The sequence below is a fragment of the Winogradskyella psychrotolerans genome, assembly GCF_018860565.1.
Classification (GTDB): domain Bacteria; phylum Bacteroidota; class Bacteroidia; order Flavobacteriales; family Flavobacteriaceae; genus Winogradskyella; species Winogradskyella damuponensis.
Genome location: NZ_JAHKPS010000009.1, coordinates 105,565 through 117,676, shown reverse-complemented (window position 1 = coordinate 117,676; position 12,112 = coordinate 105,565). Strand labels below are relative to the sequence as shown.

The following is a 12,112-nucleotide window of genomic DNA, read 5'->3' as shown; positions in this document are numbered from 1 at the left end:
TCTTATATCGAACTCAGGTTTAAAGTTAAAAATTTTCTAGACGTTTCAAAACTTCTTTCTTATAACTTCGACTAATGGAGAGCGCTTTTCGATTAACTGTAATATGTTCGTTAGTAAACGATTGAATTTTGGCAATACAGAGGATATAAGACCTATGAATTCTTAAAAATTGCGTTTTAGGTAATTTTGCTTCAATAGACGTAATGGTTTCTCTAGTGGTTATGGTTTCATCTTGAAGATGGATTTTTATATAATCGCTATAGCTTTCAACATATATAATGGCATTAAAATCTACTTTTAGCATGCGTCTGTCTGAGCGTACAAATATAAAGTCGTTAGATTCTGTGGTGGTTAAAGTCGTATTAATAGTAGTAGAGGTGACTTCAAAATAACGATTTACAGCTTGCAGTAAACGTTCAAAAGCAATGGGTTTTAAAAGGTAATCTACGGCTTGTAAATCAAAGCCTTCTACAGCATAATCTCTGTATGCTGTAGTAAAAATAATCTTGATGTCTTTGTTTATGGATTTGGCAAATGATATTCCTGAAATCTCAGGCATATTAATGTCTAAAAAGATTAGGTCTACTTTGTTATTGCTGATAAAATTAAAGGCTTCAATGGCATTTTTGCATTGTGCTATAACTTTAATAGTTTCAATTTGCGCCACATGAGATGCAATAATTTCTCTCGCGATAGCTTCATCGTCAACTATAATGCATGTTATGGATTTAGACATCTGTTAATTTAGATTTTAGATTTAACGTTAGTAAAACTTCAAAATCATTGGTGCTGTTAATAATTTCTAACTGATGCTGGTTGGGATACAAAAAATCTAAGCGTTTTTTTATGTTTTCTAAACCAATACCTTCTTTAATGCTTAAGTCTTTAGTAGAACTGTTTTTAATTTTGAATGTAATGTTTTCTGCATTTGCCTTTATATAAATAGAAATGTCTAAACTGCCGTTTCTAATTTTTCCGTGTTTAAAACTGTTTTCAACAAACGGAATTAATAACATTGGTGCCATTTCAATATTCTCTAAACTTATGTTTTTGGAGAATTCTACATTTAAAGTATCGCTAAAACGCATTTGCTCTAAGCTGATATAGTCTTCAATGTGATTTATTTCATCCTTTAAATTTACAAAAGGTTTGTCGGCTTGATACAGTAGGTAATCTAATAAGTTAGACAGTTTTAATATCATTTTTGGAGTTTCATCTGCTTTCTTTAAAGCAAAACCGTACATGGTATTTAGTGTGTTAAATAAAAAGTGTGGATGAATTTGCATTTTTAAATACTTTAGCTCTTGTTCTTTTAATTTAAGTTGTGTTTCAAGAATTTTGGTTTCGAGGGTTTTAGTCTTTTGGGATGCTTTGATGTTTAACTTCATAAGTTTAAAAGCACTCACAATAAAGGTAACAAGATAGATGCCTGTCATTACAAATAGGATGTTTCTTGTTAGTGGATTCATGTCATTATATTCGAAATTAGAAATATAAATCAAACTAAAAAAGATAGAAACCATTACCAAATAGGCTGAAATAATCAGTGTATAACTACTGTAAAGAACAAATAGGAAATAGCGCTTTTTTATAAGATAATCTGGTATTAATTTGTAAATAGATACATACGTTGTGGCTATGGTAATTGGCATTAAAAACAATGAGAATACAAGGGTGTCGTTAAAATTATTACTGCCCACACCAAAAAAATAGGTGTAGAATAGGAGTACAGCACACCAAAAAAGTGCATGGAGTAGTCCTTGTCCTATTTTTTTTAATATGAATTCCTTTTTAAGCATTTACAATAATATTAATACAATAATACTGCATTTTTGTAGTGTATAATGATTTTATAGACGAATGACGGATTTAGTGATGGATTTAGCAATAGGTTTAATCGCAAGTTAAAACGGTTATTCGTCGCAATTATAATTATTGAATGTGTAAATCATTTAAGTTTGGCTTATATTTAATTTAAAATCATCAATCATGAACGAACAGTTAGTTTTAAATCACTTCATAGTATCAAATCCATTTGTAGATCGGTTTAATGAAGGCGGCCCTTTCTTTATGTCCTTAATTTTAATCTGTCTTTTATTATCTGTGTTTTTTTTGGTAAAAGGTTTTATCGCCTTAAAAAAGAATAGAGAACAATCTAAAAAAATGCTGAAACTAACTGTAGATTCTAGTTTATTAGGTTTAGTATTAGGATTTTTAGGTTCTGTTATTGGCTTAATAACAGCTTTTGATTCTGTTGAAGCTATGGGAGATCCTGATCCATCAATTTTTGCAGGTGGACTAAAAGTGTCACTATTAACCGCAACCTTTGGTTTGTTTTCATTTGTTATTGCAAGAGCAGGCATTTTACTATTGCGATGGAGTTTAAAAGACGAAGGGAAGGATTAGTGTTCTATTACTAATTATTTGTAAAAAGCGAACTTAATAAAGTTCGCTTTTTTTATTTGTAATGTTTTTATTCTTTAATTTTGTAAAATGGATTTAAGGAAGAATTCAGGCTAAGAATACCAGCACTTTTATTCTTTAATTTCGTTAATAATGCTTGCTTGCGCCAAGCGGTTTTTAGTGTATGCTGCTTTAGTTAGGAGTTGAAGTGAAAAAATATATACGAGCATCAGGATGCTTCCATTTTTAGGCAAATCAATAACCTGAAATAGAGCGTAAAGTTGACAAGATATATGTAAATCGTAGGGCATAGCTGTTTGAGCATTTGGATTTGGGCTTATTATGTCTTTACTATTTTTAATAGGGGAAATTCAAATATCAGTAAAAGTATTACAGCATCATTTAAATGGTATTAAAGATCATTTAAAAAAATAAGAATTTTATTTAGAATAAATGTGACCTCTTAATTAAAGGAGTGTCTTAATACCAATAACCAACTAATTAATAGACTAAAAGAGTAACTTGACTAAAGACGCTATTCATAACCTAACCGATGAAGCGCTCGTAGAGGCAATCGTAAAAACTAACGACACTATGTTGTTCGAGGTGCTGTACGATAGATATGCGAATATGGTCTATAATAAGTGTTATGGATTTGCCAATGGAGTTGATGAAGCTAAGGATTTAACACAAGATGTTTTTTTAAGAGTCTTTGTGAAATTAGCGAGTTTTAAAGGTAAGTCTAAATTTTCAACATGGTTGTATGCATTTACCTATAACCATTGTGTGAATTATGTAACAAGGAATACAGCGAAAAAATTTGAAAAAAAATCTGTAAGTTCGGAACTTGTAGATATTGAGAATATTGGTGAAGATGTAAGTTCTACTGTTGAGTTTGAAAACATGAGAGTAGAGCAATTGAAAGAGGTTATGGAGCTGATTTCACCAGAAGAAAAAATGATTTTATTATTAAAATACCAAGATAATTTATCAATAAAAGAATTAGCTGACGCTTTAGAAATAGGAGAAAGTGCAGTGAAAATGCGATTAAAAAGAGCAAAGGAAAAACTAGTACGTAAGTACGCAAATTATACGAAAGATGGAAAATCCATTTAAGAACATCGATAAGCCTTTACAGGAAGTTCCGCAAGAACTGAAAAGCAAAGTTATGCATGATATTGCTCTTGCCAAGCTTCTTATGGAAATAGCTGAGTTGTTTTCGTATAATATTGCTCATATTATTGAAAGTGTAACAAATAATAGAGAAAAATAGTAGATAAATCCTAGCCGTAATATTATTAGTATGGAAAAAATGACAGAATTTAAAGATATTGCAACGCAGTCGTTAACCACTATGTGGTTAGAGATAACTAAAATATTTCCGAATATTATAGGTGCGCTTATTGTTTTAATTATTGGATGGATTGTAACTAAATTAATTGTGAAGCTAATAAAGAAAGTTTTAAAATTAGCGAAAGTCAATAAATTAGATGATAAACTTAATGAAATTGAAATTTTAGAAGGTAAAAAACTCAATTTTGATACTGTAAAGATTGTTTCAAGTTTTGTGAAATGGTTAATGTATATCGTGCTGCTAATTACAGCATCTGATATCATGGGCTTAGAGATTATATCTAATCAAGTTAGCGCTTTATTAGCTTACTTACCTCAATTGTTTGCTGCATTAGTGATATTTATATTAGGGCTTTTGTTTGCAAATTTTGTAAAGAACGGATTAAAGTCTCTTTTTGAGTCAATGGATTTGTCTGGTGGTAAAATGATTAGTAATGTTGTTTTCTTTTTACTGCTTACTTTTATTTCTATAACAGCTTTAAACCAAGCCGGAATTGACACCTATATAATTACCAATAATATAAACATGATTATTGCAGCTTTCCTAATAGCCTTTGCTATTGCTGTAGGTTTAGGTGCAAGAGATGTTGTAGGTAAATTATTAAATACGTTTTATGCCCGAAAAACATTTGAAGTTGGGCAAAAAATAATTTTTAACGAAAAAGTATACACTATAGATGCTGTGCAAAGCATCTCTGTAATCTTAAAGAATTCTGAAGGAAGACTTATTGTTCCTATTAAGGATTTAATAGAAAATCAAGTACAAATGCAGGATTAACTGTGAGGTTAGGGTCATAGATTTATGTTTCCATAAATACAATCCTGCATGTACTTGACATATTCAAACCCTTTTCATTAATTTGATTAGGGTTTTTTTATGGTCATATTTAAGATAGATTATTGTTTTGGTTATATCCTAAAGTTGGTTTACAGCGAATAAATATACGAGATTAATTATTAGTGTTGTTTTACACTTGTGCTTTATACTAAGTGGCAAGGTGATAGTGTGTACTATTTCTTATTTCTACGGTTGTAATTTTTATCTCCTCGTGTTTTAGGCTTTTTATACTTTGCTGCAATCTTAAACTTATAAGAGCCTCCTAAATTTTCTTTAGAGTTCTTTTCAGATTTTTCATGAAAAGCAGGTCCTGGAGCATCTTCATCACGTCGTTTTATTGGATTGTTTCGTTCTCTAATCTGTGGACGTTCTTCTTCTATTAATTCGGTAGAAATAGCTACACGCTCAGGAATTGATAATGTTTCAATTTTCATTTGCATTAATTCCTCAATGCGCTTTAAGCTTTCTTGTTCTTTTTCTGTAGACAATAAGATGGTGTGTCCTTGTTGTTCTGCACGACCAGTTCTACCAATTCTGTGCATATAATTTTCAGGATAGTCTGGGGTGTCAAAATTAATAACATGCGATACACCTTCAATATCTAAACCTCTAGCCATGACATCTGTAGCAACTAATAATCTGTTTTCACCTTCTCTAAATTGCTCAATACTACGCAATCTGTAGTTTTGAGTTTTGTTAGAGTGAATAACACAAGATTGGCCTGGAAATAATTCTTCAAGTTTATCAAAAAGGCGGTCAGCCATTTTCTTATAAGCCACAAAAATTAAGACTCTTGAAAAGGTGTCTTTATCGTGAAGTAAATGTTCTAATAAATTTACTTTGGTGTAAAAATTAGGAACATCGTAGCGTTCTTGCTTTATGTTTTCTAAAGGTGTACCAGAAACTGCAATTGATATTTTTGCAGGACTCGTAAAGAAATCCGTAATTAAATCGTCTACATCTTTTGTCATCGTTGCAGAGAACATAATGTTTTGACGACGTTGTGGTAGGATATCAAAAATATTCATTAACTGATGTCTAAAGCCTAAATCTAGCATTACATCTACTTCGTCAATCACTAATTTCTGAATGGATTTTAACTGTAAAACTCTACTCACAGCCAAATCATACAAACGACCAGGTGTGGCTACAATGATATCTTGTCCTTGAGCAACAGCTTGTTTTTGTGTATTTATGTTGGTGCCACCATAAACACCTAACACACGATTATTAATGTATTTAGAGAATTTTTCAATTTCACTAACAACTTGTACAACCAATTCTCTTGTTGGTACCAATACTAAGACTCTAGGGTTATCTTGTTTTGAGAACTTAAGATTACGTAAAATAGGAAGCATATAGGCCAGTGTTTTTCCTGTACCAGTTTGTGCAATACCTACCACATCTTTACCAGAAGCCACCACACTAAATGATTCTTCTTGTATTGGAGTAGGAGTTGTAAATCCTAAATCGTCTAAGGCGTTATATAAAGGTGTGTTTAAATTAAGATCTTTAAAAGTCACGTTGCAAAGTTTTGCTGCAAAGCTACTATTTTATTACTCAACTTACACTAAATGGCTTTGTTCTATTTCAATACTGTAAGAAGCGTTAAAAATAGCACCTGCTTTGAGGCTTAGAATTCCTTCTTTAGTTTCTATGTTTTGATCCGTAGTTTCATTGTCGGCAATACCTAACCAGGGTTCAATGCATACATAAGGTGCATTTGGTTTTGCCCAAATGCCTAGTTGTTTAAAATCTTTAAAGTTTACAGTTAATACTTTTCCTTTGGTTTTGTGGGTTAAATTTACTCTTCGCGACTTTAAATCTTTGAAGATTAAAGCATCTTTATTAAATAAATCTGGGCGTAAATGTATTTTGTTTCCCTCTTTAAATACAGGTATTGACTCTGTAGTTAATAATCCGTTATTGGTGTTTAATATATACGATTGGCTATTTTCTGCTTGTTCAAATTCTAGATAATAATCTGTGTAATTGTCATCTTTAGAAAGCGGACAATTAAACGCAGGATGGCCACCTAAAGAAAAGAAAAGTGTTTTTGCGTCTCTATTTGTAATCGTATGGTTAATTGTTAAGGTGTTACCCGCAAGTGTATAAGTAATTTCGAATTCAAATAAAAAAGGATAATGTTTATACAGTTCGTCATTAGATACTAATGAAAACGAGATACTCGTATCGGTTTGGTTTTTGACAACAAAATTATCGTTGTGCCTTACAAAACCATGTTTGGGCATGTGGTATGTTTTGTTGTTGTAGATATAGCTGTTGTCTTTCATACAGCCAATAATAGGGAACAAATTTGGCGCATGGCTTCCCCAAAATTTTGGATCTGCTTGCCAGATAAATTCCGTTTTGTGTTTAGTAGAAGTGATATTACACAATTCAGCACCTTTAGATTTTATATTAATTTTTAAGTCGTCGTTAGTTAAAGTATGCATGCGGTCTTATTTTTTTTGAAATATACAATTCTTGATATTTCTTCTCTAGTAAAATTAATATTTATCCTGTATGTTTTTTTAATTTCAAATTTTCGGAAGGCTATAATTTTGAAAAAATAAAAGAAGTATTATTCAACGTTGAAAACAGCCTAAAATCCCCTCAAGGGGACAATTAATAAAAAAATCTTTAGATTTTTTTATTCGCAACAGTAAGACTGTCCCCTCGAGGGGACTTTAGGGGTGTAATTCTATCTTAAAAAAACTTTAACATGTAAATTCTCAATAAAAGAAACCATATTATTTCAGTAAATTGCAGCAATTATTTTTCTATTGAGAACAACACAAAATCATCAACCAAAAAATATTGAGACCTTTAAGCAAAATCTATTGCTTTGGAGTCAGCAGTTTGATGATGTTGTGTGGTTAGATTCTAACAACCATAACGATGAATATAGCAGTTATGATACGGTTTTGGCAGTAGATGCGTTTACGGCCATACGTACCGATTATTTTGATGCTTTTGAGCGTTTAAAAGATTATCAGTTGTCTGTTAACGATTGGATTTTTGGCTACTTAGCTTACGATTTAAAAAATACTACAGAACGTCTAAAGTCTGAAAATCTTGATGGTTTAGACTTTCCTGATTTGTATTTCTTTCAGCCTAAAAAACTCTTTTTGTTTAAAGACAATCAGATTGAAATTCAGTATTTAAAAATGGTAGATGATGAGATAGCAGATGATCTATTGTCTATTAATTCTTGTGTCTCTTTAAGCGCAGTTGAGAAGTCTCAGAATCCTATCAAAATAAAACTAAGAATACATAAAGACGAATACTCCGATAAAGTCACTAAAATGCTAACTCATATTCATAGAGGAGATATTTATGAGGCTAATTTTTGTCAGGAGTTTTATGCGGAAAACAGTGAAATAAATCCGTTGGAGACATTCAAAAAATTGAATGCTATTTCACGGCCACCTTTTGCGAGCTTCTTAAAGTTTGAAGATAAGTACATGATGTCTGCATCACCAGAACGCTATATTAAAAAGACAGGAACTAAAGTCATCTCGCAACCTATAAAGGGTACTGCAAAGCGTTCAGAAGATAAAGCAGAAGATTTAAGGCTGGCAGAAGAGTTATCTAAAGATCCTAAAGAGCGTAGCGAAAATATAATGATTGTAGATTTGGTTAGAAATGACCTATCACATACAGCTTGTAAAGGAAGTGTAGAGGTAAAGGAGCTGTGTAAAGTATATTCGTTTTTGCAAGTGCATCAAATGATTTCTACCATACAATCTAAAGTACAACCAGAGACCAACCCTGTAGCTATTATAAAAACAACATTTCCAATGGGAAGCATGACAGGTGCTCCTAAAATATCAGCCATGAAAATCATTGAAAACCTCGAAGAAACAAAACGAGGATTGTACTCCGGTTCTGTTGGTTATTTTGCGCCCAATGGTGATTTTGATTTTAATGTGATTATTAGAAGTATCCTTTACAACGAAACCAAAAAATACATTTCATATTCTGTAGGTGGAGCCATTACGGCAAAAAGTGATCCACTCAAAGAGTACGAGGAATGTTTGATTAAAGCAAAGGCTATGCGTGAAGCGCTTGAAGATTGAGCTTCAGCTTCAATTTCTAATTGTTTAAAGGCTCTGTGTGCTTTTATTCAATATGCCGTCTAAACGTACGCTTAACCTTGTCAAAAATAGCTTCAACACGTTTTTGCTCAATCTTCTTAATCTTAGCAATAGATTCAAAATCTAGTTTTCCTATAATATATAAATCTACTATATTAGAAACGTTAAAAGGTAGCCAACTATAAAGTTGTCCAAAGGCCTTATGCGATTTTGAAGCTGGTAAGTCTTTGATGTCAAACGCCTTTAAAATTGATGTTTCTTTATTGGCGTACAATTGCAGTGGCTCACTCTGATCTTGATGATAAGAAATATCATTAAGATCGGTATTTAAAATAAAATCAAAATCGGCATCAACGGTATAATCTTCGCTCAGTTTAGATAATTCCTTTTTAAGAAGCTCGTCTGTGCTTATTGTGCTTTTATGAAATGTTTCATTTTTAAACAGCACATTCATATAATCGTCTACAATTTTAAACAATTCAAGTTTTATAGCCATAGGCTCTGCATCTACATTAAAGCCTTTATCGTAAAGTATAATAATGCTTTCGTCAATAATACCATTAGAAGAAAACATGTTCTTTGGTAAAATACCTGAGGTTTCAGCAATATAAATTCTGTGTTTTACATAAGGATGAAGGTGTGGTAATGCCGAAAGGACCTTTTTGTCAAAGGCGGTTCGTGCAGATTCTGTTGTTAATTTGTCTGTTGCATTCATGACCTAATAATTTTAAATTCTTTTAAAGTTAAATAAAAAGAAAACAGGTTGATATGATAAATGTCATTTTAACATCCGTATTTATGGTTAAGAAATTGAAAAACTTTGATTCTTTGTGCCTCTTAGGAAATGAATAATTTCAATACCTTTGAGATGTGCAAAAAGACTTCAAAATCCATATTAACCATAAGCTTTCGGTTTTAAACGAAAGTAAGTTGCTTATTGCTGTTTCTGGCGGAATTGATAGTGTGGTGTTAACACATTTATGCCACGCATTAGGTCTGAATTTTTCTTTGGCACATTGTAATTTCAACTTAAGAGCAGAAGAGAGTAATAAAGATGAAGCTTTTGTGTTGGAATTGGCTGAAGCGTTAGATGTTGAAGTTTTTATTCAAAATTTTGACACAGAAGCATATGCTAAAGCGCATAAACGTTCTATTCAAATGGCAGCACGCGAATTACGATACGATTGGTTTAAAGAATTAGCAACACAATTAAAATTCGATTATATCTTAACAGCACATCACGCCGACGATAATTTAGAAACATTTCTCATTAATTTCACAAGGGGAACTGGGTTAAATGGGTTAACCGGAATTCCGATGCTAAATGATAATGTGGTGAGACCCTTATTACCATTTTCGAGATTACAAATTGAAGCTTTTGCAAAAGAACAGAAAATCACTTGGAGAGAAGATGCTAGCAATGCGTCTCGTAAATATCTGAGGAATAAGCTAAGACACGAAGTCGTGCCTATTTTAAAGGAAATCAATCCACAATTATTAGACAGTTTTCAAAATACAATCCACAACCTTAACGACACCGCCTTTATTGTAGAGAATAGTTTAAAAGCTTTTGCTGAACGTGCTATTGTTTCTAAAGATAGTTTTGGAACAACTTATAAAGTATCGGAATTTAAAAACACAGGCAACCCTAAAGCCTATTTATTCGAGATATTTAAGAATTACGGATTTACGGAGTGGCATGATATCGTTGATTTATTGGATGCACAATCTGGTAAATTTGTAAAATCGAATACACATCGTTTAATAAAGCATCGTGAATATTTGATTTTAGCAGATTTAAAATCAACTACTATTGAATCTGTCACATTAAGTGCCGATGAAGTGCAAAACGGAATTATTAAAACCGCTTTTGGCGATTTATTTTTTGATGAAGTCGATGCTGTAAGTGAAACATCAAAAAAATGTATTTACGTCGATAAAGAACTATTAAAATTCCCATTAGTACTAAGACTTTGGAAAGAAGGCGACACATTTCAACCTATCGGAATGACAGGTAAAAAGAGAGTCAGTAAATATCTTAAAGACGAAAAACTGTCGTTAGTTGAAAAAGAAAATACTTGGGTTTTAACTTCGGAAGATAAAATTATTTGGGTCCTAGGAAAAAGAGCTGATGAACGCTTTAAGATTACAAAAAACACAAAACAAATTTTAATAATTGCAATAAGATGAATAAACAAAAAACACTAATCGTACTAATCATTATACCTTTTGTATACAGTATTGGCTGGTCGCAAATTATAGACATACCAGATATCAATTTTAAAAATGCACTACTGAATACAAATTGTGCAGATTTTAATGGTGATGGAAACTTTACAAGTCAAGTCGACCTTAATAATGATGATGAAATACAACTTTCAGAAATTTTAGGTATACAAGGCTTGAGTGTTGTAAATAAAAACATAACTTCTCTTGAGGGTATTGAGAATTTTGTGGATTTAACCTATTTGAATGTTCAGTTTAATGATCTTCAAACTATGGATATTTCGGCACTTACAAACCTCAGGTCATTACTATGTGATGCGAATGAATTAATAGAGCTAAATGTGAGTAGTAATGTAAACTTAGAGGAGTTGTATTGTTCTGAAAATCTATTGACAGCATTGGACGTAACACTCAATACAAACCTCATAAATCTTGAATTTTTTCTCAACCAATTATCTGATATTGATATTTCTTTTAATACCAATTTAGAGACTTTAAATAGTTCTGTAAACCCACTATCAACACTGGATGTTTCAAATAATATACAATTAAAATCCTTGACAACGTCTCATACAAATTTTTCGGTTTTAGACCTATCAAATAATGTGCTACTAGAATATTTGAGTGCAGATCATAACAATTTAACAGCAATTGATTTAAGCGAAAATCTTAATTTAATAGTTATATCACTATCTAATAATTTGCTATCTGAAATAGATGTGAGTAACAATTCCAATGTGTTTGAATTAAATGTGCAAAACAATGATTTAATATACGCTAACATTAAAAATGGCATTCCATTTACGGATTATTCTGGTTTTTTTGGAAATCCTAATTTAGAATTTATTTGTGCAAATGATTTTGAAGTTTCTGCAGTTCAAGCAGAATTGGATGCTTTGGGTTATACTGAAACCATAGTTAGTGACGATTGTAGTTTGAGTATCAATGATTACGCTATAGTGTCTGAAACTAAAGTGTTTCCAATACCATTAAAAGATGAATTAAATTTACAATCAGAACATCAGATTAATCATCTTACAATTTTTAATAGTAATGGTCAAATAGTATTTGAAGAAGAGCCTTCAGATATCCACGCTGTTGTAAAAACGAACCAGTTGTTAAGCGGGTTTTATATTATAAAAATTGAAACATCAAAAGGTGTAGAAATCAAAAACATAATAAAACAATAGAA

Annotated in this window: 12 protein-coding genes; 7 read left to right on the top strand and 5 right to left on the bottom strand. The window is 31.5% G+C overall.

The window, feature by feature from the left end; genetic code table 11:
• Positions 1-25: 25 nt before the first annotated feature.
• Complete coding sequence (locus tag KO504_RS03035; RefSeq protein ID WP_215924851.1) at positions 26-736, bottom strand: LytR/AlgR family response regulator transcription factor; 711 nt, start codon at positions 734-736, stop codon at positions 26-28.
• Entirely contained in the window at positions 729-1,799 is a 1,071-nt protein-coding gene (locus KO504_RS03030; RefSeq protein ID WP_215924850.1) for a sensor histidine kinase, read from the bottom strand. The genes KO504_RS03035 and KO504_RS03030 overlap by 8 nt, the downstream gene beginning before the upstream one ends.
• Before the next feature lie 190 nt (positions 1,800-1,989).
• Here KO504_RS03030 and KO504_RS03025 point away from each other — a divergent pair, with 190 nt between their 5' ends.
• The 4 genes from KO504_RS03025 to KO504_RS03010 all read left to right on the top strand — a co-directional run bounded on the left by KO504_RS03025 (position 1,990) and on the right by KO504_RS03010 (position 4,534).
• Positions 1,990-2,406, top strand: a complete 417-nt coding sequence (locus KO504_RS03025) for a MotA/TolQ/ExbB proton channel family protein (RefSeq protein WP_215924849.1) — start codon at positions 1,990-1,992, stop codon at positions 2,404-2,406.
• Positions 2,407-2,925: 519 nt separating this feature from the next.
• Positions 2,926-3,519, top strand: coding sequence for an RNA polymerase sigma factor (locus KO504_RS03020; RefSeq protein WP_215924848.1), 594 nt, complete (start codon positions 2,926-2,928; stop codon positions 3,517-3,519).
• The gene (locus KO504_RS03015; RefSeq protein ID WP_215924847.1) at positions 3,503-3,676 is read left to right on the top strand and encodes a hypothetical protein; all 174 of its coding nucleotides are present in this window, start codon (positions 3,503-3,505) and stop codon (positions 3,674-3,676) included. Before KO504_RS03020 ends, KO504_RS03015 begins: the two co-directional genes overlap by 17 nt.
• Positions 3,677-3,715: 39 nt before the next feature.
• Positions 3,716-4,534 (top strand): mechanosensitive ion channel family protein, encoded by an 819-nt coding sequence (locus tag KO504_RS03010; protein WP_252723606.1) that lies wholly within the window; start codon positions 3,716-3,718, stop codon positions 4,532-4,534.
• Positions 4,535-4,767: 233 nt separating this feature from the next.
• Here KO504_RS03010 and KO504_RS03005 read toward each other — a convergent pair whose 3' ends face one another.
• Together KO504_RS03005 and KO504_RS03000 are read right to left on the bottom strand one after the other, a co-directional pair.
• Positions 4,768-6,117, bottom strand: coding sequence for a DEAD/DEAH box helicase (locus KO504_RS03005; protein ID WP_215924845.1), 1,350 nt, complete (start codon positions 6,115-6,117; stop codon positions 4,768-4,770).
• A gap of 42 nt (positions 6,118-6,159) precedes the next feature.
• Positions 6,160-7,050, bottom strand: a complete 891-nt coding sequence (locus KO504_RS03000; RefSeq protein WP_215924844.1) for an aldose 1-epimerase family protein — start codon at positions 7,048-7,050, stop codon at positions 6,160-6,162.
• 330 nt (positions 7,051-7,380) lie between these two features.
• Between KO504_RS03000 and pabB the strand changes: the two genes are divergently transcribed.
• A complete protein-coding gene (gene pabB, locus KO504_RS02995) occupies positions 7,381-8,676 on the top strand; it encodes an aminodeoxychorismate synthase component I (RefSeq protein WP_215924843.1) in 1,296 nt (431 codons plus the stop codon).
• A 43-nt stretch (positions 8,677-8,719) separates the two neighbouring features.
• On the opposite strand, the gene KO504_RS02990 is transcribed toward pabB, so the two are convergent.
• Complete coding sequence (locus tag KO504_RS02990; protein ID WP_215924842.1) at positions 8,720-9,409, bottom strand: hypothetical protein; 690 nt, start codon at positions 9,407-9,409, stop codon at positions 8,720-8,722.
• Between the two features lie 155 nt (positions 9,410-9,564).
• Here KO504_RS02990 and tilS point away from each other — a divergent pair, with 155 nt between their 5' ends.
• Both tilS and KO504_RS02980 read left to right on the top strand, forming a co-directional pair.
• Positions 9,565-10,884 (top strand): tRNA lysidine(34) synthetase TilS, encoded by a 1,320-nt coding sequence (gene tilS / locus KO504_RS02985; protein WP_215924841.1) that lies wholly within the window; start codon positions 9,565-9,567, stop codon positions 10,882-10,884.
• Positions 10,881-12,110, top strand: coding sequence for a T9SS type A sorting domain-containing protein (locus KO504_RS02980; RefSeq protein ID WP_215924840.1), 1,230 nt, complete (start codon positions 10,881-10,883; stop codon positions 12,108-12,110). Before tilS ends, KO504_RS02980 begins: the two co-directional genes overlap by 4 nt.
• The last annotated feature ends 2 nt before the right edge of the window (positions 12,111-12,112 follow it).

Coding starts and splice junctions, on each gene's coding strand:
- KO504_RS03030 (WP_215924850.1), bottom strand. CDS start 1,799: ATGCTTAAAAAGGAATTCATATTAAAAAAAATAGGACAAGGACTACTC.
- KO504_RS02980 (WP_215924840.1), top strand. CDS start 10,881: ATGAATAAACAAAAAACACTAATCGTACTAATCATTATACCTTTTGTA.
- KO504_RS03010 (WP_252723606.1), top strand. CDS start 3,716: ATGACAGAATTTAAAGATATTGCAACGCAGTCGTTAACCACTATGTGG.
- KO504_RS03015 (WP_215924847.1), top strand. CDS start 3,503: ATGGAAAATCCATTTAAGAACATCGATAAGCCTTTACAGGAAGTTCCG.
- KO504_RS02990 (WP_215924842.1), bottom strand. CDS start 9,409: ATGAATGCAACAGACAAATTAACAACAGAATCTGCACGAACCGCCTTT.
- KO504_RS03035 (WP_215924851.1), bottom strand. CDS start 736: ATGTCTAAATCCATAACATGCATTATAGTTGACGATGAAGCTATCGCG.
- KO504_RS03025 (WP_215924849.1), top strand. CDS start 1,990: ATGAACGAACAGTTAGTTTTAAATCACTTCATAGTATCAAATCCATTT.
- KO504_RS03000 (WP_215924844.1), bottom strand. CDS start 7,050: ATGCATACTTTAACTAACGACGACTTAAAAATTAATATAAAATCTAAA.